Here is a 21148-nt window from a genome sequence, read left to right on the forward strand (position 1 = left end):
CGATCAGAAGTCACCAAACATGACGGCGGTAAGCACAAAATCCAGCCCGAGTACGGCCAGCGACGAATACACCACGGTCTTGGTGGTTGCAGCGCTGATGCCGGCCGAGGTGGGCACACAATCATATCCCTGGTAGACCGCAATCCAGGTGCAGACAAACCCAAAGACAACGCTTTTGAGAACGCCATTCAGGACATCGGTAGTGAAACTCACGGACGACTGCATATTGCCCCAGAATGAGCCTTCGAACACGCCCAGCCACTCCACACCCACGAGCATGCCGCCCCAGATACCCACCATGGAAAATACCGCCGCCAGTATCGGTACCGAGATAAAACCCGCCCAGAGCCTGGGGGCGATTACCCGGCGGAGCGGATCAACCCCCATCATTTCCATACTGGACAGTTGTTCGGTGGTTTTCATCAATCCGATTTCCGCCGTCAGTGCCGAGCCTGCTCGGCCGGCAAACAGCAACGCTGTCACCACCGGGCCCAATTCCCGCACCAGGGTCAGGGCTATCATCTGCCCGATCGCAGCCTCGGACCCGTAGTCACTGAGGATGGTATACCCCTGCAGCCCGAGAACCATCCCGATAAACAGACCGGACACCACAATAATGGCCAGGGAAAGAACGCCGACTGAATACAGTTGCTTCAGCAGCAACGGAAAGCCAACCGATGGCCGCGGAACACCCCCCAGGGCACCGGCGAGAAAACGCCCGGAGCGGCCCAGTGATGCAATCATGTTCAGCCCCGATCGGCCGAAAGCCGCCAACTTGTCCATCAGTCATTCCTCCCGTTCACGCCCCAGTCCTGGCCCGCATCGGCAGCTGGATAATGAAAGGGCACAGGCCCATCAGGATGACCATGCAGGAACTGCTGCACCTGCTCCGATGGATGCGCCCTTAACTCCTCGGGCGTACCGTCACCGATGATACGGCCATCCGAAACAATACAGGCGTAGTGACAGATGCTCAGGGACTCCGGCACGTCATGGGAAACAAGCACGCTGGTCAGGCCCATGGAACTGTTGAGATCCCGGATCAACTTGACCAGCACGCCCATGGCAATCGGGTCCTGGCCGGCAAAGGGCTCGTCGTACATGATGAGTTCCGGGTCCATCGCGATGCTGCGGGCCAGGGCCACGCGCCGGGTCATACCACCTGACAGCTCTGCCGGCATCAGATCCCGGGCTCCGCGAAGCCCCACAGCTTCGAGCTTCATTAGAACGATGTCGCGGATCATGTCCTCCGGCAAGGTGGTATGAACCCTGAGCGGGAACGCCACGTTTTCAAAGACACTGAGATCCGTGAACAGCGCTCCACTCTGGAACAGCATCCCCATCTTTTCCCGCAGACGGTAAAGCGCCTTGCGCTTGAGCTGAGGAACGTTCTCCCCCGCTACGAATATGCTGCCCGAATCTGGTTTCAGCTGGCCGCCGATCAGCCGCAACAAGGTAGTCTTGCCAGTGCCACTCGGCCCCATGATGGCGGTAATCTTGCTGCGGGGAATGTCCAGGCTGACGCCATCAAAAATACGACGATTCCCGCGACTGAAAACCACGTCTCTCAATTCAATGTAGGGGGATGTGTCCATACCTGCTTCCAAAACCGCCTGAGTGTCGGTGAACCCGCATTCCCAGCCTTTAATGAGTGCGCTACATTATGTCAACCTGCCGTGAACCTCAATCCATCCTTCACAAAATGAACTGATGTCAATGATCAGTTTTGCTGAACGTCTTGTCATGAAGGGCAGCCAAAGCCCTTGAAGTGATATACTTTTGTCACGACGAAAGCATCAACATTTCGAACCCGGAAGCCAGATGAACACCGAAACCAGCCAGACCTTCAAAGAATCCGCCCTCCGAGCCATCGAGATCGAGCGTGAGGCCATTCACGCTCTGACCGACCGGATTGATGACCGTTTCGTCCGCGCCTGCGAAGTAATCATGGCGTGCAAGGGGCGTGTTGTCGTGACCGGCATGGGCAAATCCGGCCATATCGGCAACAAGATCGCTGCCACCCTCGCCAGCACCGGAACGCCCTCGTTCTTCGTACACCCGGGCGAGGCCAGCCACGGTGACCTGGGCATGATCACCAGTCAGGACGTGGTCCTGGGCATTTCCAACAGCGGCAACACCAGCGAAGTGCTGACCATTTTGCCGTTAATAAAGCGCATGGGAGCCCCGCTGATCAGCATGACAGGCAACGAGAACTCCACCCTGGCTCGGGAGGCCGTTGCCAACCTGGATATCAGTGTCGCCCAGGAGGCCTGTCCTCTTGGCCTGGCCCCCACCTCCAGCACCACGGCCACTCTGGTGATGGGCGATGCCCTGGCCGTGGCACTGCTTGAAGCCCGGGGGTTCAGCACCGAAGACTTTGCGCTCTCACACCCCGGTGGCAGTCTGGGCCGCAGGTTGCTGCTGCGTGTCAGCGATATTATGCACACTGGGGACCAGATCCCCCGAGTGCAGGAAGACACCACCCTCAGCGGCGCATTGCTGGAGATTTCCCGCAAGGGGCTGGGTATGACGACGGTCATTAATGCCGAGGGCGACCTGGTCGGTGTATTTACAGACGGCGACCTGCGCCGCACCCTGGACCGCTCCGTGGACATTCACAACACGCCGATTGCCGAGGCCATGACCCGCAACGGTCGTGTGATCCACGATGACCAACTGGCCGCCGAGGCACTGAACATGATGGAAGAGCTGAAGATCAACGCCCTGCCCGTCATCAATCGTGACGGCAAACTGACCGGCGCTATCAACATGCACGACCTGTTGCGGGCGGGAGTGATCTGATGGCCGACACTCTGCGCCCTCAATGGCCAGCGGAGCTGATTGAAAAAGCCGCTGCCATTCGCCTGCTGGCCCTGGATGTGGACGGCATCATGACCGACGGCACGCTGCTGTTCAGCGCTTCAGGCGATGAAATGAAAGGGTTCAACATTCTCGACGGCCTGGGCATCAAACAGGTTATGGCTGCTGGCATCAACGTTGCCGTCATTACCGGACGGCGCTCGCCGCTGACAGAGAAACGCATGAATGACCTCGGCATCCCACACCTGATGCAAGGCCGAGAGGACAAGAAAATCGCCCTGCGGGAACTGGCGGCACGGCTGGAGATCGCGCCACACCAGATTGCCTACATGGGTGATGACCTGCCGGACCTGCCCGCAATCCGTTACGCCGGACTGGGCATAACAGTACCCAACGGCTACTGGCTGGTGCGCCAGCACGCGGATTTTTGCACGTCGGCCGCAGGGGGTAGCGGCGCGGTCCGTGAAGCCTGCGAACTGCTGCTCTGCGCCTGCGGGCAGCTCAACGCAAGCCTGCAACCCTACCTGGAGCAGGACTGAATGGCCGCTGAAGCCCTCTTTACCCGGCCCTGGGTACGAACCCTGGGGCTGGCTGTCACGATAGTGGCACTGTTTTTCCTGCTCTGGCAAAGTGACGAGTCATCAGAGCCGGTGGATGCCGCCGCGCTGAGAGGCGAATCGGAACCAGACGGTTTCGTGGTCAATGGTCGCTATCTGTCTTTCGACGAGACCGGGCGGCTTACCGCACACTTCGAAAGCCCACGTATCGAGCAATTCGAGGCCCGCAACGAAACCATTATGGAATCGCCGAATGCGACGCTCTACGGCGACCCCGGCAACGCACCCTGGCAAGTCCAGGCCAACAAAGGCCAATTCATGGAAGCTGACGACCTGGTCCACTTGACGGGGGATGTTCGGGTGTCCCAGCAAGCCCAAGGTGGGCGCCCCCTGACATTAACCACGTCAACGCTGACACTGGATAACACAGAGCGTACTGTTTACACAGACGCCCCGGTGGAACTGACCGACTCGTTCAGCCTGACCCGCGCAACCGGCATGAAGGCCTGGATTGATGACCGAATCCTCGAACTCGACTCTGACGTGGAAGGACGCTATGAGACCGGCAAGTAAATTCATGCCCAACCCTCACCGCAATAGGCACCAACCGGTGGCATTGCGCCCGGCAGTCTCAGCGATTGTCCTGGCGCTGACAATGACCGTGGGCATGCCGTTCGCCGCGGCCTTTGATCTTGAGTCTGACCAACCCATCAGGGTCAATGCCGACAACGCGCGGCTCGACGAAGGCCAGGGCATTGCAACCTATACCGGCTCGGTTGAAATGAGCCAGGGCGATGCCAACCTTATGGCGGACAAAGTTGTACTCCACCGGGATGAGAATGGCGTCAGCCGCATTGAAGCCACCGGTACCCCGGCACGCTACCGCCAGCCTGCCATGGAAGGCCAGGGCGAAACCGACGCCCGTGCGCTAACGATCACCTGGTCCGCCTCCGACAACCGGGTTACCTTTCAGCGCGAAGCTGTGATCGAACAGGGCGGCAACCTGTTCCGGGGTGACGTCATTCATTATGACAGCGCCGAACGCGTGGTGACCGCAGAAGGCTCTGCTGACCAGGGCGATGGCAGCGGTCGCGTCGAAATGGTCATCCAGCCGCGCGGCAACGCCGGTAGCAATCCAGATAACAACCCTAACGGACAGGATATCGATGGCAGTTCTCAGGGCCAGTAACCTCGCAAAAAGCTACAAACAGAAGAAGGTCGTCATCGACGTTTCCCTGGAAATTCGCAGTGGCGAAATCGTCGGCTTACTCGGCCCCAATGGCGCGGGCAAAACGACGTGTTTCTACATGATTGTTGGCCTGGTTCCCGCCGACAACGGTCGAATCACCATCGACAATCAGGACATAACGCCGCTGCCCATGCATGGTCGTGCCCGCAAGGGAATCGGGTACCTGCCCCAGGAAGCATCCGTGTTCCGCAAGCTTACCGTACGCGACAACATACTGGCGATCCTGGAAACCCGCCGCGAACTCAAACGCACTGACCGGGAGGCCAAGTTAGAGGAACTGCTTGAAGAGTTTCACATTACCCACATCCGCGATAGCGTCGGCATGGCCCTGTCAGGCGGCGAGCGACGACGGGTGGAAATTGCCCGGGCGCTGGCGATGGAGCCGGCGTTCATCCTGCTGGACGAACCCTTCGCCGGAGTCGACCCGATCTCCGTGAGCGACATCAAGCAGATCATCCGACACTTGCGGGACAAGGGTATCGGCGTACTGATCACCGACCACAACGTGCGGGAAACCCTCGACATCTGCGAGAATGCGTACATTGTCAGCGGCGGCCACATCATTGCCTCTGGTAATTCGGACGATATACTGGCCAACCAACAGGTCAAGGAAGTGTATCTAGGCAACGAGTTTCGCCTGTAGTAGACTCGGCAAAGAACTTGCTTGGTGCGGCAAGTAGCCAGCATACAAAGAGTTTTTGTGCAACCCCGGCTCCAGAAAGCGCCCTGATGACGTAAAGAGAGAGCCTGAGTGACGGAAGAGAGAGACCGAGTGACGGATCCTGAACCATGGTTATGAAAGCCTCACTACAGTTAAAGCTGGGCCAAAGCCTGACCATGACGCCCCAGCTGCAACAGGCTATCAGGCTTCTGCAGCTCTCCACCCTGGACCTCCAGCAGGAAATCCAGCAGGCATTGGAATCCAACCCAATGCTGGAAACCTCCGAAGACGACGACAACCAGAATCCGGAATCAACGGACAGTGACAACGAGTCGTCTGAAACAGCGTCAACCGAGGAATCCAACACCGCTTCAGACACTGCTACTGAGTGGGACGAATCCGAAAATGGACCTGACTGGTCATCAGAAACGGACAGTCCCGACACCATTCCCGATGATCTTCCCGTCGACACCGCCTGGGATGACATTTACCAGTCAGCCCCCGCGTCAGCAGCCCGTAACGACGACGAAAACGACCACGACTTCGAAACCCGTAACTCCCCCACCGAAACGCTCCAGGACCACCTGGAATGGCAACTGAACCTGACGCCCATGAGCGAGCGGGATCAGGCCATCGCCCATGCCCTGATGGATGCGGTTGATAACCACGGCTACCTGACCTCTCCGCTTGAAGAAATTCATTCAGGCATGGTGGACGAATCCGACGAAGACCCGCTGGAACTGGACGAAGTGGAAGCCGTTCTTCATCGCCTGCAGCACTTCGATCCACCCGGCGTGTTCGCCCGTGATCTGCAGGAATGCCTGCTGATCCAGCTGAACCAACTGCCCCCGGAAACACCCTGGCTGGCTCAGGCGCGACTGGTGATTACCCACTACATAAACCTGCTGGGTAACCGCGATTACGCCCAGCTGTTGCGCCGCAGCCGCCTGAAAGAAGAACAGCTACGGGATGTCCTGGCACTTATTACCGGTTTGAACCCCCGCCCCGGCGACACCCTGGACCAGGCCGAGCCGGACTATGTCATCCCGGATGTGATCGTGCGCAAGCACAATGAGCGCTGGCGCGTGGAACTGAATCCTGAAATTGCACCACGCATTCGTGTGAATGCAAGCTATGCTTCTCTTATAAAGCGTGCGGACAGCAGCGCCGACAACACCTACCTGCGGGACCAGTTGCAGGAGGCAAAGTGGTTCATCAAGAGCCTGCAGAGCCGCAACGAAACCCTGCTCAAGGTGGCCACGCGCATTGTCGAGCACCAGCAGGGGTTTCTGGACCATGGCGAGGAAGCCATGAAACCATTGATTCTCTCGGATATTGCCCAGGCGGTGGAAATGCACGAGTCGACCATTTCAAGGGTCACCACCCAGAAATACATGCACACACCGCGGGGCATATTTGAACTTAAGTATTTTTTCTCGAGCCATGTCAGTACCGACGAAGGTGGAGAGTGCTCATCCACGGCAATCCGCGCGATGATCAAGAAGCTGATTGCAACGGAAACTCCGAAAAAGCCATTGAGCGATAGCAAAATTGCAGCCATGCTAGGAGACCAGGGTATAAAGGTGGCTAGACGAACCGTGGCCAAGTATCGCGAGGCAATGCACATTCCTCCGTCCAACGAGCGAAAGCGATTGGTGTAGGAAGCGTCTGTTCCCGGCCTCACGGGGAGAGCCCTTTCCTGAAAGTATACCGCCTGCAGCATAACGCTGTGGCACACAGCCGGTATCCTAACGGGTGCCGGCAAGCTGAAAACAGGAGAAGCCTATGCAACTCAATATTTCAGGCCATCACGTAGAACTGACTCCCGCACTGAAAGATTACGTATCAGGCAAATTTGAAAAGCTTGAGCGGCACTTCGACCATATCAGCAATTGCCAGGTTACCCTTGAGGTGGAAAAAGTGCGCCAGATGGCGGAAGCTACGCTTCACGTGATAGGTGGTGAGATTCACGCAAAGGCCGAAAACAGCGATATGTACGCTGCCATTGATGGACTGGTAGACAAGCTGGACAGGCAGATTCTGAAGCACAAGGAAAAGAACGTAGACCGGATGCACGGGAATGGCGCCCGCTAGGACGACGCCCCGGCATGACAGTTAATCGAGCTGCGGCACTGGCTAACCATGCAATAGGTGCCGCAGCCTTTTTTTACGGAAATGCAGTCGATTCATGACCGACACATCCCTGACTATCGAGAACATTCTCGCGCCGGAGCTAACCCTTTGCCGGGTGCCTGCCTCCAGCAAAAAGCGGGTTATGGAAACCATTGCCGAGCAGATCCAGCAGCACGACTCTTTGCTCAGCGACACCCAGATATTCACCAACCTGGTCGCGCGGGAGCGACTGGGGAGCACAGGCATCGGACAGGGCATCGCGATCCCCCATTGCAGGCTGGAAGGGCTGGATCACGTGGTCGGCGTATTGCTGACCCTGGAAGAAGGCGTTGCGTTCGATGCTATCGACAATCAGCCGGTGGACCTCGTCTTCACCTTGATTGTCCCCAAGGAAGCCACCAGCGAGCATCTTGAGCTTTTGAGCCAGCTTGCCGAAAAGTTCAACGAGCGTGCATTCTGCGACCAGCTGCGTCAGTGCACTGATGCAGGCTCTCTCTATCGCCGGATGACAGCCGAGACAGGCTGAACCACTCCACATCCAAGGTGAACGGGCTATGAAACTGATCATCGTCAGCGGCCGATCAGGTTCCGGGAAAAGTACCGCGTTACATGTTCTGGAAGACCTGGGCTTTTACTGCATTGACAACCTGCCCATTGGCCTCCTGTTCCCCCTCACGCAGGAAGCCACCAACCAGAACTCTCCCAGCCGGCTGGGAAAGATGGCGGTCAGCATCGATGCCCGTAACCTTTCCGGAGAATTGAGCAACTTCGAGGATATCTACCGCAGCCTTCAGGATACTGGCGTAACCATCGAGATCATCTATCTCGACGCCGATGAACAGTCTCTTCTGCAGCGCTTCCATGCCACGCGCCGAAAGCATCCACTGAGTGATGACAAGACCTCCCTGAGGGAGGCCATCGGTAACGAAAAGAAGCTTCTGGAGCCGCTTTCCAAGCTGGCAGACCTCTACATCGACACCACGGGGCTGTCCATGTATGAGCTCCGGGATATGGTGAAGCAGCGGGTTGCGGGCAGGCGTCACCAGGAACTGGCGCTGCTGTTCCAGTCGTTCGGGTTCAAGCACGGTGTACCGTTGGATTCGGACTATGTGTTCGATGTGCGCTGTCTGCCCAATCCCTATTGGGACACCAGCCTTCGGCAGTTTGTGGGCACCGACCAGCCGGTTATCGATTTCCTGGAAAAGGAACCGTTGAGCCGTAAGATGGTCGAGGACCTGACCCAATTCCTGGAAAACTGGCTACCCTCGTTCTCAGACAGCAACCGCAGCTATATGACCATATCCATCGGCTGCACCGGTGGCCAGCATCGCTCGGTTTATATCTGCGATCAGCTCGGCCGCTATTTCTCGGGCAAATACAGCAATGTGCAGGTTCGCCACACCGAACTGCCCCACCTGCAAAGCAGGGAAAGCTGAACCGCCTATGATCCGCCGCCCCATTACCATCATCAACAAACTTGGGCTCCATGCCCGGGCCGCAGCCAAACTGGTGGGCAAGGCATCTGAATTCGACAGCAGCATTCAGATCAGTCGCAAAGGGCGACAGGTGGACGCCAAAAGCATCATGCCAGTCATGATGCTCGCCGCCAGCCAGGGATCAGAGGTAGAGCTGATTGTAGACGGTCCGGATGAGTCCGAAGCTGTCGATGCGCTGGTTACGCTGATCAACGACTACTTCGGGGAAGGCGAATAACCACCTCCACACTGGACATCCTTGCCCGTCTACGGCATTCACCTACAACTCTTCCTCACCTATGTTGCCTAACTTCGCTATAATACGAGGGTTTTCTGACCGTGGGTGATCCATGACCGATATTCTGGAGAAAAGCCAAGCGCGCCAACGCCTTCGCTCCCTGAGCGAAGCGCTGGACAGTGGCGCCCTGAAACAGGTTGCCCGCATCCTGAATGGTGGCCTGAGCCCCAGTGACATCGCCCACCTGCTGGAATCATCGCCACCGCGCCAGCGTGCCCTGCTCTGGAACCTGGTCGACAAGCAGCTTGAAGGCGAAGTTCTCCAGTATCTGAACGACGATATCCGAGGTTACTTCCTGAGCCAGCTGAACGCTCAGGAACTCGCTGACATCATCGAGGATTTCGAGTCGGACGATCTGGCCGACTTACTGCAGCAGTTGCCCGACACGGTCATCCAGGAAGTCCTGGACACCATGGACGAGCAGGACCGTCAACGCGTCGAGGAAGTCCTCTCCTACCCGGAAGATACCGCCGGCGGCCTGATGAACACGGACACCATTACGGTGCGCCCGGACATCAGTATCGACGTGGTTTTGCGCTACCTGCGCCGTCATCGCAACCTGCCGCCGATGACGGATAGTCTTATCGTGGTCAGCCGGCGCGACGAGTTCATCGGCATGTTGCCCATCACCAAAATGCTCGTATCCAACCCGGCGGCAACCGTGCGGGAAGTGATGGACACGGACATCGAACCGATACCGGTTACGCTGTCCGACACCAAGGTGGCAACCCTGTTCGAACGTTACGACCTGATCTCAGCACCCGTGGTCAGTGAGGAAGGCCGACTCCTGGGCCGAATCACCATCGATGACGTGGTTGACGTTATTCGCGAAGACGCAGACCACTCCCTGATGAGCATGGCCGGCCTTGATGAAGACGAAGACACCTTCGCGCCGATTCTGAAGACCACCCGGCGCAGGGCCGTGTGGCTGGGCATCAACCTGCTCACAGCCTTTACCGCTTCGGCCGTGATCGGGCTGTTTGAGGCGACCATCGAGAAGGTTGTGGCCCTGGCGGTATTGATGCCCATCGTGGCATCCATGGGCGGCATCGCCGGCAGTCAGACCCTTACCCTGGTCATCCGCGGCATGGCCGTGGGACAGATCAGTGGCGCTAACGTGGGTTGGCTGCTAAACCGCGAATTTATTGCGGGTGCCCTGAACGGATTGCTGTGGGCGGTGGTGGTTGCATCAGCGGCAACCCTCTGGTTCAGCGACATCATGATTGGCGCCATTATCGCCGCCGCGCTGATTATCAACCTGATCGCTGCGGCCCTCGTGGGTACCGTGCTGCCTCTGTTCCTGAAGTCCCGCAACATTGATCCGGCACTGGCCGGTAGCGTTATACTGACAACGGTCACGGATGTGGTCGGCTTTATGGCCTTCCTTGGTCTGGCGACGATATTCTACGGATAACCTGTATCCGACAACACGGACTTAAAATGAACGACTCCCAAGACGACGCCCCGGAATACCTCGGCCCGAGCAAATCCCAACTCAAGCGTGAAATGCACCAGTTGCAGGATCTTGGCAGGCGCATGCTGGATCTGAGTAACGATCAGCTCAATACCCTGCCCATCAGCGACACCCTGCGGGCGGCCATCGAGGAATCCCGTCGCATTCGCCAGAACGAAGCCCGTCGCCGCCACCTGCAGTACATCGGCAAGATTATCCGCCAGGAAGACGACCCGGAAGGGCTGACTCGAGCCATCGACGCCTTCGATGCCGGGAGCGAAGAGCACACCCGCCGACATCACCTTGCTGAACGTTGGCGTGACCGGATGATTGAGGAAGGCGACCCGGCCGTCGGCGAATTCCTGAACTACTGCGCAACGGCGGATATACAGCATTTGCGCAACCTCGCGCGCAACGCTCGCCGGGACGTACAGAAAGAAAAGAATACCGGCCAGCCACGAAAGCTGTTTCGCTACCTCAGGGAGTGCATCGACGACGCGGAAGCCACCGGAAACTAAAGTCTTCGGTGCTCCCAGACGGGCATCCGCGTGCGGATGTCCTTGAGTGTTTCGCGATCAAGCTCGCCAACGACGACACCCGGCCCTTCATCGATCTCGGACAGTATTCGGCCCCAGGGATCCACGATCGCGCTGTGCCCATAGGTGCGCCGGCGCTCGCTGTTCTGGCCGCCCTGGGCTGCCGCCACCAGCCAGACCTGATTTTCAATGGCACGGGCACGTATCAGCGCATGCCAGTGGGCGTCACCGGTATGCCAGGTAAAAGCACTGGGCAGGGATACCCATTCGGCGTCCTGCTCCCGGAGTTGTCGGAACAGCTCAGGGAAACGCAGGTCATAACAGATGGCCATGCCGAGCCGCCCTGCCGGCGTATCAACCACAACCACGTCCTCACCCGGCTCGAAGGTATCCGACTCGCGATACTGCCCCTGGGCATCTTCCACCGTGGCGTCAAAAAGATGGATCTTGTCGTAGCGGGCAACCTCACGGCCACGGTCGTCATAGACATAACAGCAGGCACGAACCCGATCGGTCACGGTGGAACCGTCCGGCCTGGAGGCAATGGGCAGAGAGCCTCCCACCACCCAGATACCCAGTTCGGCCGCTTGCTGCTCCAGGAATTGCCGAATCACATTATCCGGTTCTGCTTCCCGTCGACCGCAGCCGATCATCTGTTTTGTGGCCAGTACCGCAAAGTTCTCGGGCAGCACCGCAATGCTGGCGCCTGCGTCAGCCGCCTCCTTCAGCAGCCTTGCTGCCTCGTTGAGGTTGGCGGCGATGTCATGAGTACTGACCATCTGTACCGCCGCCACCCGACTTGCCTGCCATTTGACGGGGTTGTCTTTTTGCGTTGACATCGTGGCCCTCCTGCCAAAACCATCAATTGCCGGTATCGAATACCCGCCTCAGTCGAACGTCTGGTTCGTCCCAGCTTCCACTTACACTATAGGTTGCACTGGTGAGTTTGCTCAATGGGTCGCCCAACACTTTGTCGAGGACAAACAACGCACCGCCAATCGGAGCACCGGCCCCCATCAACAGAGCGGCGAGGGGCAGGTTCTGAGTCAGTGGCAACACCACCACCATTCTCATGTCGAGGGTTTCCTCAATCATGTTGGAGGTGCCCGTCAGCTTGAACGCGCCGGAAGGCCCTACCACCTGCAGCTCTGGATCCAACGTCAGCAGGCCGTTAATCATGCTGGCCTTGCCGGAGATGGCATCGAAGGCGACACCCGCTTCGTACAGATCGGAGAAATCGAGCTTGAGGCGTCGCCAGAGCGTGTCAGCATTGAGCAGGTTGAACACCCGGAACAGCTGAGCCGTATTGTTGCCCTCAAGGATGACACCGTCATCAAAACGCACACTGACCGAGCCACTAAGGCCCGAAACATCAAACTGATCCGGGCGGCCGGGCCAGTCAACATCAAGCTTAACGGCCGTGTTCTTGCTGCGGAAGGGAATCTCAGCGCCAACCAAGGTGTCCAGGTCCGCCAGCGACTTACCGTTGATATCACCGGTAAAACGGGTGATTTCCCGCCCGGCTGCGATGCTCCAGGCCAGCTCTCCCGTCAGGGTCAGGGATTTGAGAGTGCCAACAATGTCCTGTACTAGCAGTTGTGTGGCTTCGGGCCTCAGTTGGAACGACCAGCTACCGGCGTTTTCCCCATCCATGTTGAGATCGGCAATATGGACATCCACGTCCGGCCAGTTGCCGAGGCCCAGGTCACGGAATGTCTGTGCCTGCTGTTCGGGCTCCTGTTCATCGCCCGACTCACTATTGCCCCTGGAGAGCATCAGGCGCTCAAAGTCGACGCTGACCGGTCGATCGTCCTGGGGCCAGAGCACATGGCCTGACGCCCATTCCGAGTCGGTAGTGATCAACCACTCACTGTCACTTTGCCGCGCAGACACCGTAATATCAGTCAGTTGGCGGTCGCCCAGAAACAGTTCGTTCAGGGCAACGTCTACCATTCCCGACTCCCAGGTCATATCCAGGTTGGCGCGATCTTGCCAGTCGACTGACATATCAACGCCGGACTCTTGTCGGGGCGTGACTGTTACCCTCAGGGGCGCTTCATCATCAATGTCTTTTGCCAGCGGTTCAGGCCAGTCAACCGAGAGCCCGGCCAGATCCGAATACAGCGTAACGGCAGAAGCGGTGTCCGTTGAGACGTCCAACGTTGCCTGGTAGCCAATGTCGCCACTGAGCCCCATGTCCATGCCCTCCGGCAACTCAGTTCGATCCAGGAGCTGGCGAACGTCAAGGCGACCATATTGACGGATATTGAGCGATTGACCGTTCTCACTCCGCCGCATCAGAACCGTGACCGGAGCTCCCATAAACCGAGCTTGCAGGGGGTTCTCGGAAAATCCCTCATCGCTGTTAAACCCCAGTTCCCCATTGACCTGGGTCCACTGCAGATCGGCTTCGGGATAAGTCAGGGTACCGGAATCGGCTCTGACGCTGGCGTTGATGGTGGGCGGCGCATCGGATATCAAAGGCAAACCAAGCCCGAGATCCAGGTGGAAATCGCCATCCAGGACGATGCTCCGCCCTGCTTCTCCCGCCAGCTCACCCAGGGGGCTGTTGTCCATCCAGAAAGCCAACGCTGACCCGGGAACCGGGGCTGACGCATCGACGTACACCTGAATGTCCTCACCCTCCGGGACAACCCTCACCTCGCCGGGCTCCAGTTCCAGCCCTCCCGTTCGTCCTGCGCGGATGTCGACCCGGGTGCGACCATCCTGAATAAAGACTTCACCACTGGCATCCGCCACCTCGGGCCATCGCTCGTCGTAGCGGATACTGGCTTCTTCGAATCGGTAAACCATTGAGGACGAGAAAGAATTTTCCGGGGCGTCACGATCAATCTGGCCATGACCGTAAAACTCACCGCTGGAAATATCGGCCTTGGTGATCGACGTCGTCAGCCATTGGTAGAGGTCAGGGTCGACAACCTTCATTGGCACGAAGTCGGCAAGCATATCGGCCGTACCATCCCGCACACCGACCCTCAGCCCCAAATTGTCCTCCCCGCCCAGATCCATCCGCAGGTCAAAGGCACCCGTCAGCCGGGTGTTGGCACCATAAACCATACGGATATCATCCGCGTATACGCGGGTTACCCCTCCCTCAAAACGCCAGGCCACACCTGCGCGGACGTCGCGGAGGCTCCAGAACCCCCGGAACAGCTCCGGAAAACCGAGTGACAGCCCCTCGCTGTTCACTCTGACGAAACCGCCTTCCCGGTCAATAACCAGGCTACCATCAAGACCAGACACACCCGGCGCACCGTCATGGGCCCTGACGCCAAGATTGTTCAACGCTGCCGTCAGCTCAAAGCCACCGCTATCATCCGTGGGCAGGTTAAGCATCACCCGGTCCAGGCGGCCGGTGGGGCGATAGTTCTCAAGGGCCCTTTCAGCCCTGCCTGGCAACAGGTTCATGCCTGCGACCAACCGTCTAAGGGGTTGGAGTGGAAGCGCATCAGCGATCAATCTTCGGCCCCCGTCGCGATGACTGAACCGGAGGCTGAACGGAGAAACCGTATTGCCGTTCCACTCCCACTCAAGTTCCTTTACGTGAAACTCACCGGTGGCGTACCAGGGCTTAGCCGCCGCTTCTGGCTCACGCTCGCCCAACGTGTCGTGCCTGCGCCAACCAAATTTCGCCCTGATGTTCTCTAGTGGGGCCAGGGATTGGAGACCGACACCGAGTTGCAGATACGGTGTTTCCAGGTTGCCACTGACTTGCTCGATGTGCCCATCCCGAAACGTCATCCAGACCTGACCTCCGAGATCAAAACCTTCCGCCCGAATGTTCCGCCAGGCGTAATCCTCTGCGAGTCCATCAAACAACCGGCCGGAGTTAATATCTGCATAAACCTGCCCCGTGAAGTCACCACGGAAGAAGTGCCGACCAACCAGCTCGAAGCTGGCCAGTTGTTCGGTCGTTCCCGGCCGCATGGCACGGCCTGATGCATGAAACAGCCCGCGCCGGTAGATCAGGTCCAACTGGGGCACCTCTACATGCCGCAGGGTGCCATTGGCGTCGCGAATACCAAGGTCCAGGCGTGTAATCTTGACGGAAGGGTCGGACAGCCATTCGCCGGCAATATCCAGCCAGAGTTCAAGGTCGCTTGCCACGGGATCGGGAATATCGACACCTTCGACGGTCACCGCCCCCCTCGGAGTCTGGTTGATCGTCAGTTCCAGCCCATCGGCGTCAAAATCAGCGAACACAATACGCAGGCGCATGAGCGAGGCGAGAAAATCGAGGCCAATGCGGACGCTCTTCAGTGACCCGGCAACGTCACTACGGTCGTTTTCGGAGACGACCACGATATCGCGGGCGACAATGGTTGGATCCAGCCAGTTCCAGCTAGAGGAAAGCGAACCAATACTGACCGGCTGGCCCAGCTCAGACGACAACCGTTGTTCAATCGAAGAGCGATATTCGTTGATGTTCTGAGTAACCTGGCGCCCTATTCCGGCATAAAGTGCAAGCAGGACGACGACCGCCAGCAACAACCACCAGATCAGACTGGCGGCGCCCGAGACGATTCGAAGTAACAGATGTTTCAGAGTTTGATCAGCCACACTGGATGCCATCAGGGGTAATCGCCACGCCTAACCAATGCCTGCCGGGCCGGCGTTACAGCAGTACCACATCATACTGCTCCTGACTGTAGAATGGCTCAACCTGAAAACGGATGGTTTTGCTGATAAACGTCTCAAGGTCTGCCACGTTGTCGGACTCTTCATCCAACAGCCGATCCACCACGCTCTGGGACGCCATCACCAGATAGCTTTCCGCGTCATAGGCGCGATTGACCCTGAGAATTTCACGGAATACTTCATAACAGACCGTTTCGCTGGTCTTGAGAAAGCCGCGTCCATCACAGATGGGGCAAGGCTCACATAAAATCTGACCAAGGCTTTCGGTGGTGCGCTTACGGGTCATTTCCACCAATCCGAGCTCGGAAACCCCGGTAATCTTCGTTTTGGCGTGATCCCGCTCCAGCATTTTCTCCAGCATTCGGTGGACCTGGCGCTGGTGCTCGGAATCCTCCATATCGATGAAATCGATGATGATAATACCACCGAGATTCCTTAACCTGAGCTGGCGACTAATGGCACGGGCCGCCTCGAGGTTGGTCTTGAAAATGGTTTCTTCCAGATTGCGGTGCCCCACAAACGCGCCGGTGTTGATATCGATCGTGGTCATCGCTTCGGTCTGGTCGATGATCACGTAGCCACCGGATTTGAGCTGGACCTTGCGACTGAGGGCTTTCTGAATTTCATCCTCAACGGAATACAGGTCAAAAATGGGACGTTCGCCCGGGTAATACTCGACCTTGTCGGAAAACTCGGTCACAAACTCCTCAACAAACTCCATCACCCGCTGGTGGCTTTCCCGACTATCGATGCGCACCTTCTCAGTCTGTGGACGAATCAGGTCGCGAATGGTGCGGATAAACAGGGGAAGATCCTGATACACCACCGAAGGCGCCTGACTTCGGGTAATGCGCTCCTCAATGGCCTGGTTCAGACGGTGCAGGTAGGTCATATCGCCGATCAGGTCATCTTCCGAGGCAGCCTCTGCAGCGGTGCGAATAATGTAGCCGCCAGAGATGTCCGGTTCTGCGGCAGCACCCTCTTCAACCAGTGACTTCAACCGTGAACGTTCGGTCTCATCTTCAATTCGCTGGGAAATACCAACATGACGGACGCCAGGCATGAATACCAGATAGCGCGAGGGGATGGATAGCTGGGTGGTCAGCCGTGCACCCTTGGTTCCAATGGGGTCCTTGGTGACCTGAACCACGAGGGACTGCCCTTCTCGGAGCAGGGTGCGGATATCCGGAACCGTTTTCGGTGTCTCGGGGGCTTCGCTGGCCGGCTGCTGACTGGTGACGACATCAGAGGCATGAATAAACGCCGCACGTTCCAGGCCGATGTCTACAAATGCCGCCTCCATGCCGGGCAATACACGAACCACCTTGCCCTTGTAAATGTTGCCCACGATGCCCTTGCGGCTGGTGCGCTCAATGTAGGCCTCCTGGAGCATACCGTTCTCCACGAGCGCCACCCGGGTTTCCACCGGGGTCACATTGATCAGTATTTCTTCACTCATTGCGGCTCTCCTGCCTGCTGTTCCAGGTTTCCCATACCGGGTATCCGGCACCGGCCAGTAATGCTGCGGTTTCCTGCAGGGGCAGTCCCACTACGGCGCTGTAACTGCCTCGGAGTTCCTCTACAAAAATACCACCCCGCCCCTGAATGCCATAGCCGCCCGCTTTATCCATGGGCTCACCAGTTGCCACATAGGCAGCGATTTCCGCCGCCAGCAGCTCGCGGAAACGAACATTCGCTATCACCAGGCGCGACTCACAAATACCCTTGTGAACCACAGCAACACCGGTCATGACCTGATGGGTGGTTCCCGAGAGCGCCTGTAACATAACGGTCGCATCGCCGGTGGTGTCTGGCTTGCCCAGGATCCGGCCCTCCAGTACAACCGAGGTGTCCGAACCAATCACCAGGCAGCCAGGCTTGGAAGCACTTCCCGCCAGAGCCTTTTCCCGGGCAAGGCGTTCGACATAGTGTTCGGCTGACTCGTTGCTCGCGGGCGTTTCGTCAATATCCGCCGGCTGAACCAGGAACGACAGACCGATCTGCCTTAACAGTTCGGCTCTTCGAGGAGACGCTGAGGCAAGAACAATAGACTGCATAGCGCCCTCCAATCCTAGCCAAGCTTGCGATTCAGGTTATCCAGCAACACACACAACACCGGCCAGACCAGAGCACTGGTCAGCGCCGGCCACAAGTAGCTGAAACCGGAGCTGTCAGCTCCCAGTGTCTGCTTGATAAAATGCACCAGCATCTGGTTGATACCCAACAACAGGAACACCATCAGGCACTGCTGCGGCAAAGGGTACATACGCAGCCGCTGGTGAATGGTCAGTACCAGGAACGCAATAACACCCATGGCCAGGGCATTCACGCCCAGCGGGGTGGCTTCCAGTACGTCCAGCAGCAGACCGAGGCACCAGGCCAACAGGATGCCGAACTGGGCCGGTGCCCGGAATGTCCAGTAGAACACAATCAGGCCCAGCCATTCCGGCCGGAACTCAAACCAGCCCAGCGGAAACAGCGAACTGCTGAGCACCAGGGCAAACAAAACGCTCAGGGCAAAAACGGGATAACTGATCACCGACAGCATTAGCGCACCCCATCCTGTTCTGGTGATCCAGCATCGGAGCCTTCGGGCGAGCTTTCAGCGTCATTCGTGGCGTCGTCCTGTTCCGGTGAAAACACAACCAACACCAGGCGACTCCGGTTCAGTTCCGCCATTGGCGTAGCACGAATTTTCACAAACGGTTCACCCGGCTCCTTGGAAATCTGGTCCACTTCCGCTACCGGGTAGCCCTTGGGAAAACGCCCCCCCAACCCGGAGCTGACCAACAGATCCCCTTCGCGAATATCGGCGGTATCCGGCACATGCACCAATTCAAGCGTGCTGGTGTCCCCATTTCCAAGCAGGATAGCTCGCAAGCCGTTGCGAACCACTTCCACAGGCACCGCGTGGCTGCTGTCCGATACCAATAGAACCCGTGAGGTAAAACTGCTGGTTTGTTGGACCTGCCCCATCAGGCCGTTGGCATCCAGAATAGCCTGGCCGACCACAACACCGTCGCGACTGCCTTTGTTGATCACCACTTCGTGAGAGAACGGGTCCGGTGAAACACCGACTATTTCGCCAACTATGACCCGGTCATCAAGGACCTCTGAGGAGTTCATCAGCTTGCGCAGTTCGTTGTTTTCTGAGGCCAGGGCGGCATACTTGAGCGCCCGGCGCTCCAGTATCAGCAAACGAGCACGCAGAGCTTCGTTTTCTTCCTGGAGGTCTTCACGGGTGGTAAACAGGCTGGCGACCCAGTCGCTGAATTCGGAGGGTGCATTGCCAAGCCAGTGAACCGGGGCAAGGCCGGTACCGATCGCGCTGCGAACCGGCGTTACCTGATCGAAGCGGGCATCCGCAACAATCAGTATCGCTGAGAGCACAATAACCAGTAGCAGCCTGAAACCGGGAACGGGGCCTTGGACAAAGATGGTTTTAATAGCTCACCCTCCCGCACTCCATGCAGGTGTCCATACGACAACCGCCGCCGTGATCATTCACGAGCGGCGGCCGGGTAAAGGCAATGTCGGGGCGTAAAGCCGGAGTCAAGGTCAGCCCTCCTGGGAGAACATTCCGATTCCGCCACGATCAATCACTTCCAGCGCCTTGCCGCCACCACGGGCGACACAGGTCAGCGGGTCTTCCGCAATAATCACCGGCAGGCCGGTTTCCTCGCTGATCAGTTTATCCAAACCGCGCAGCAACGCACCACCACCCGTAAGCACAATGCCACGCTCGGCGATATCAGAGGCCAACTCCGGCGGCGACTGTTCCAGGGCGCTTTTCACCGTCTGGACGATCTGAGCCAGGGATTCCTGGAGAGCGTCGAGGATTTCCTCGCTGTTCAGGGTAAACGCCCGGGGCACGCCCTCTGCCAGGTTGCGGCCGCGAACGTCGATCTCGCGGATATCCAGCCCCTCATAGGCGCAGCCAATTTCGTGTTTGATGCGCTCCGCAGTGGAGTCACCGATCAGGCTGCCGTAGTTGCGACGAACGTAGGTAACGATCGCTTCATCGAACTTGTCGCCACCGGTACGAACAGACTCGGCGTACACAATGCCATTCAGGGAGATGATAGCGATTTCGGTGGTGCCACCGCCGATGTCCACAATCATGGAACCGCTGGCTTCCTCCACCGGCAGGCCAGCACCAATGGCCGCCGCCATCGGCTCTTCAATCAGGAACACTTCCCTGGCACCAGCGCCCAGGGCGGATTCACGGATAGCCTTACGCTCGACCTGGGTGGATTTGCTGGGAACGCAAACCAGTACGCGGGGGCTTGGGGTGATAAAGCTGTTCTCATGCACCTTGTGAATGAAGTGCTGGAGCATTTTCTCGGTAACCACGAAATCTGCGATCACACCGTCTTTCATCGGGCGGATGGCGGTGATGTTTCCTGGTGTGCGGCCAAGCATGCGTTTGGCTTCGGCGCCGACGGCTGCGACCATTTTCTGTGAGCCAGCGGTGCGGATGGCTACAACGGAGGGCTCGTTGAGTACGATACCGCGTTCGCGCACGTATATAAGGGTGTTGGCGGTGCCCAGGTCGATGGACAGGTCGCTGGAAAATAAACCTCGGAGTCTTTTGATCAACATTCGTGTAGTTTCAACCTGAGAGTTGCAGTCGCAAAAATGATGCGGCAACTTTAGCAGTGAGCACCCCCGCAGGCAAGGCACCATCGGGGCTCCCGAGGCGCCTTTCGCGCTTTTCTCCTTTGTTTTGGCCCCTCCCGCGATTGTTTGAATCTGTTACCATAGCGCTTTCTTTTTGAACTTGGGTGCATGGGCGCTTGAGAGACAGCCTTCCAAAACACGCTCAAGCACGTCCGTGTGGCGCTTGGGCTCCGCCATCCATGGCTCCGCACAGTTTTGGAAGGCTGTCTCTCAAGCACCCTCATCATCCGTGCAAACTTCAGTTGATATAAAGCGCGCATTTAAGTTACTGAAACTTCATATATATGGGAGGAAGTGTGACCATTTCCCGCAAGGACATTGAAAAAGTCGCTGTGCTCGCCCGCATTCGGGTGGACGAGGAGCAGGTTTCAGCGCTGGAAAAGGATCTGGGCAATATCCTGGATCTGGTGGACCAGCTGAGCGCGGCGGATACCGATTCGGTGGCGCCCATGGCCCACCCCCTGGATGCCGTCCAGCGCCTGCGCCCGGATGAGGTAACGGAAACCAATGAACGGGAGGCTTTCCAGGCCATTGCGCCGGCTACCGAGAATGGCCTCTATCTGGTTCCCCGAGTGATTGAATAAAGGGCATCGAGTGACCCGACAAACAGCGACGTAAACAGGACGT

General features: G+C 57.9%; 22 protein-coding genes. 13 read left to right on the top strand and 9 right to left on the bottom strand.

Translation table 11 applies throughout. From position 1 onward, the window contains the following. Nucleotides 1–3: 3 nt before the first annotated feature. Nucleotides 4–783: a lipid asymmetry maintenance ABC transporter permease subunit MlaE gene (mlaE, locus tag B2590_RS04260; RefSeq protein WP_414673542.1), complete on the bottom strand. Its 780-nt coding sequence runs from the start codon at nt 781–783 to the stop codon at nt 4–6. Then, nucleotides 783–1595, bottom strand: a complete 813-nt coding sequence (locus tag B2590_RS04265; protein ID WP_286810168.1) for an ATP-binding cassette domain-containing protein — start codon at nt 1593–1595, stop codon at nt 783–785. The genes mlaE and B2590_RS04265 overlap by 1 nt, the downstream gene beginning before the upstream one ends. A 226-nt stretch (nt 1596–1821) precedes the next feature. Here B2590_RS04265 and B2590_RS04270 point away from each other — a divergent pair, with 226 nt between their 5' ends. The 12 genes from B2590_RS04270 to yjgA all read left to right on the top strand — a co-directional run bounded on the left by B2590_RS04270 (nt 1822) and on the right by yjgA (nt 11164). Beyond that, nucleotides 1822–2802 carry a KpsF/GutQ family sugar-phosphate isomerase gene (locus tag B2590_RS04270; RefSeq protein ID WP_036209873.1) on the top strand — a complete coding sequence of 327 codons (981 nt, stop codon included), beginning with the start codon at nt 1822–1824 and terminating at the stop codon, nt 2800–2802. Continuing rightward, nucleotides 2802–3359, top strand: a complete 558-nt coding sequence (locus tag B2590_RS04275) for a KdsC family phosphatase (RefSeq protein WP_036209871.1) — start codon at nt 2802–2804, stop codon at nt 3357–3359. The genes B2590_RS04270 and B2590_RS04275 overlap by 1 nt, the downstream gene beginning before the upstream one ends. Next, complete coding sequence (gene lptC, locus B2590_RS04280) at nt 3360–3950, top strand: LPS export ABC transporter periplasmic protein LptC (RefSeq protein WP_075196505.1); 591 nt, start codon at nt 3360–3362, stop codon at nt 3948–3950. Between the two features lie 82 nt (nt 3951–4032). Beyond that, nucleotides 4033–4566 (top strand): lipopolysaccharide transport periplasmic protein LptA, encoded by a 534-nt coding sequence (gene lptA / locus B2590_RS04285; protein WP_075196506.1) that lies wholly within the window; start codon nt 4033–4035, stop codon nt 4564–4566. Beyond that, nucleotides 4544–5269, top strand: a complete 726-nt coding sequence (gene lptB, locus B2590_RS04290; RefSeq protein ID WP_036209864.1) for an LPS export ABC transporter ATP-binding protein — start codon at nt 4544–4546, stop codon at nt 5267–5269. The genes lptA and lptB overlap by 23 nt, the downstream gene beginning before the upstream one ends. 152 nt (nt 5270–5421) lie before the next feature. Then, a complete protein-coding gene (locus tag B2590_RS04295; protein ID WP_041336355.1) occupies nt 5422–6948 on the top strand; it encodes an RNA polymerase factor sigma-54 in 1527 nt (508 codons plus the stop codon). 124 nt (nt 6949–7072) lie between these two features. Further along, on the top strand, nt 7073–7381 hold the full coding sequence (hpf, locus tag B2590_RS04300; protein ID WP_126812032.1) for a ribosome hibernation promoting factor: 309 nt from the start codon (nt 7073–7075) through the stop codon (nt 7379–7381). A gap of 94 nt (nt 7382–7475) precedes the next feature. Continuing rightward, nucleotides 7476–7946, top strand: a complete 471-nt coding sequence (gene ptsN, locus B2590_RS04305; RefSeq protein WP_127401700.1) for a PTS IIA-like nitrogen regulatory protein PtsN — start codon at nt 7476–7478, stop codon at nt 7944–7946. A gap of 28 nt (nt 7947–7974) precedes the next feature. Continuing rightward, a complete protein-coding gene (gene rapZ, locus B2590_RS04310) occupies nt 7975–8856 on the top strand; it encodes an RNase adapter RapZ (protein WP_127401701.1) in 882 nt (293 codons plus the stop codon). A gap of 7 nt (nt 8857–8863) precedes the next feature. Further along, a complete protein-coding gene (locus tag B2590_RS04315; RefSeq protein WP_036209856.1) occupies nt 8864–9133 on the top strand; it encodes an HPr family phosphocarrier protein in 270 nt (89 codons plus the stop codon). Between the two features lie 112 nt (nt 9134–9245). After that, nucleotides 9246–10607 (top strand): magnesium transporter, encoded by a 1362-nt coding sequence (gene mgtE / locus B2590_RS04320; RefSeq protein WP_007155323.1) that lies wholly within the window; start codon nt 9246–9248, stop codon nt 10605–10607. 26 nt (nt 10608–10633) lie between these two features. Further along, the gene (yjgA, locus tag B2590_RS04325; RefSeq protein ID WP_127401702.1) at nt 10634–11164 is read left to right on the top strand and encodes a ribosome biogenesis factor YjgA; all 531 of its coding nucleotides are present in this window, start codon (nt 10634–10636) and stop codon (nt 11162–11164) included. Here the strand turns inward: yjgA and B2590_RS04330 are convergent. The 7 genes from B2590_RS04330 to B2590_RS04360 all read right to left on the bottom strand — a co-directional run bounded on the left by B2590_RS04330 (nt 11161) and on the right by B2590_RS04360 (nt 20440). Next, nucleotides 11161–12021 carry a carbon-nitrogen hydrolase family protein gene (locus B2590_RS04330; protein ID WP_286810876.1) on the bottom strand — a complete coding sequence of 287 codons (861 nt, stop codon included), beginning with the start codon at nt 12019–12021 and terminating at the stop codon, nt 11161–11163. The two genes, yjgA and B2590_RS04330, sit on opposite strands and share 4 nt — an antisense overlap. A gap of 22 nt (nt 12022–12043) precedes the next feature. Next, on the bottom strand, nt 12044–15763 hold the full coding sequence (locus B2590_RS04335; protein ID WP_286810877.1) for a YhdP family protein: 3720 nt from the start codon (nt 15761–15763) through the stop codon (nt 12044–12046). Nucleotides 15764–15818: 55 nt separating this feature from the next. Further along, complete coding sequence (rng, locus tag B2590_RS04340) at nt 15819–17300, bottom strand: ribonuclease G (RefSeq protein ID WP_036209846.1); 1482 nt, start codon at nt 17298–17300, stop codon at nt 15819–15821. Beyond that, the gene (locus tag B2590_RS04345; protein WP_278366598.1) at nt 17293–17898 is read right to left on the bottom strand and encodes a Maf family protein; all 606 of its coding nucleotides are present in this window, start codon (nt 17896–17898) and stop codon (nt 17293–17295) included. The genes rng and B2590_RS04345 overlap by 8 nt, the downstream gene beginning before the upstream one ends. 14 nt (nt 17899–17912) lie before the next feature. Further along, entirely contained in the window at nt 17913–18389 is a 477-nt protein-coding gene (mreD, locus tag B2590_RS04350) for a rod shape-determining protein MreD (protein ID WP_036209841.1), read from the bottom strand. Next, on the bottom strand, nt 18389–19279 hold the full coding sequence (gene mreC / locus B2590_RS04355; protein WP_075196514.1) for a rod shape-determining protein MreC: 891 nt from the start codon (nt 19277–19279) through the stop codon (nt 18389–18391). The genes mreD and mreC overlap by 1 nt, the downstream gene beginning before the upstream one ends. A 120-nt stretch (nt 19280–19399) precedes the next feature. After that, nucleotides 19400–20440 (bottom strand): rod shape-determining protein, encoded by a 1041-nt coding sequence (locus B2590_RS04360; RefSeq protein ID WP_286810905.1) that lies wholly within the window; start codon nt 20438–20440, stop codon nt 19400–19402. Between the two features lie 377 nt (nt 20441–20817). On the opposite strand from B2590_RS04360, the gene gatC reads away from it, so the two are divergent. Next, the gene (gene gatC / locus B2590_RS04365) at nt 20818–21105 is read left to right on the top strand and encodes an Asp-tRNA(Asn)/Glu-tRNA(Gln) amidotransferase subunit GatC (RefSeq protein ID WP_036210332.1); all 288 of its coding nucleotides are present in this window, start codon (nt 20818–20820) and stop codon (nt 21103–21105) included. Nucleotides 21106–21148: the final 43 nt, after the last annotated feature.

The organism is Marinobacter sp. UBA3604 (assembly GCF_002375325.1).
Taxonomy (GTDB): Bacteria; Pseudomonadota; Gammaproteobacteria; order Pseudomonadales; family Oleiphilaceae; genus Marinobacter; species Marinobacter salarius.